We start from the raw sequence: 1,263 nt of genomic DNA, 5'->3' as shown, positions 1-1,263 counted from the left end.
ACCCGGAACAATCGCAAAATTAATATTATGCTTGGTAAGCGCATCGGCTTCTTCGTTAATACGTGCAAATATACTTGGATCACCGCCTTTTAAACGCACTACGTTTAAGCCTTGTTGCGCGTATTTAACCAGTAATTCGCAAATGTTAGCTTGGGTCATCGAATGCTTACCAGCACGTTTACCTACAAATACTCGCTGTGCTTTTTTAGGAAGCGTTTTTAATAAATCATCGCTTACTAACCAGTCGTATAAAACAACATCGGCTGCATTAATTAAACGCTGCGCTTTTACCGTAATAAGCTCTGCGTCTCCTGGGCCGGCACCAATTATATAAACGTTGCCGCTTTTAGCACTGCGATCATTTGAGCTTGTTAGCTTAGTAACAAGCTTATTTAGCCACACGTTTTCAATACCCGAAAAATAAGACAGTACACTCATAATATTCCCCTAAGCCACAGCTGTTGTAACTTTTGGTTCAGAGCTTATAAATACACTGCCGTCTTCAATTTTTGCATTAAAAACCGGTAGGTGTATTGCTTCTGCTTCTAAACATTCACCTGTTTCTAGGCAAAAGTGCTGCTTATATAAAGGCGATGCAACAACTAATTTATTGTCGATAGAGCCAATAATGCCACGCGATAATACATTGGCTTTACCAATAGGGTCGTAGTTGCTAATAGCAAACACAGCCGTTGGGTTTTGTGGAATATAAAAAATAGCAACTTGCTGATTATTAACTAATGCGCATACGCCGCTATTAGCCACTAGGTTGTCGATTGTTCCAATATTATGCCAAGACATCAGCTTGCTCCTCTTCAACTTCCATTACTGGAATACGGTTTTGTGTATTACGTTGCTCACGTTTTTCGGCTTCTGTCGCAGGGCGAATTTGGTTACGCTCTTGCACAAACAAAATGTTGTCGTCGGTTTCGGGGCTATTAACAAACTGGCGGAATCGTTTGGCTGCATCAGGGCTTTCAATCGCTTTTTTCCACTCACAGGCGTAGGTTTGTGTAATTAATTCCATTTGCGCTTCTAGCTCGTCGCAAATGCCTAAGCTGTCGTCAATGACTACGCTTTTAAGGTAATCTAAACCGCCTTCAAGGTTTTCCATCCATACCGAGGTACGCTGTAATTTGTCAGCCGTTTTAATGTAAAACATAATTACGCGGTCAATGTATTTAATTAGTGTTGGCGTGTCTAAATCGGTCGCAAATAAATCAGCGTGGCGAGGGCGCATACCGCCATTACCACACACGTATA

Annotated in this window: 2 protein-coding genes and 1 pseudogene; all 3 read right to left on the bottom strand. The window is 41.5% G+C overall.

The window, feature by feature from the left end; genetic code table 11:
• Positions 1 to 438, bottom strand: a 438-nt coding sequence (locus L647_RS0100890; protein WP_024609534.1) for an SAM-dependent methyltransferase, incomplete at its 3' end; no start/stop codon positions are given.
• Between the two features lie 9 nt (positions 439 to 447).
• Positions 448 to 801 (bottom strand): nitrite reductase small subunit NirD, encoded by a 354-nt coding sequence (gene nirD / locus L647_RS0100885; protein WP_002959861.1) that lies wholly within the window; start codon positions 799 to 801, stop codon positions 448 to 450.
• Positions 788 to 1,263 (bottom strand): annotated as a pseudogene (locus L647_RS0100880) (nitrite reductase (NAD(P)H)); the annotation flags it as partial. The pseudogene L647_RS0100880 and the gene nirD, both read right to left, overlap by 14 nt.

The sequence above is a fragment of the Pseudoalteromonas sp. TB64 genome, from assembly GCF_000498095.1.
GTDB lineage: Bacteria > Pseudomonadota > Gammaproteobacteria > Enterobacterales > Alteromonadaceae > Pseudoalteromonas.
Note: the sequence above shows the minus strand (reverse complement) of the source record. Positions and strands in the feature narration are given on the sequence as shown.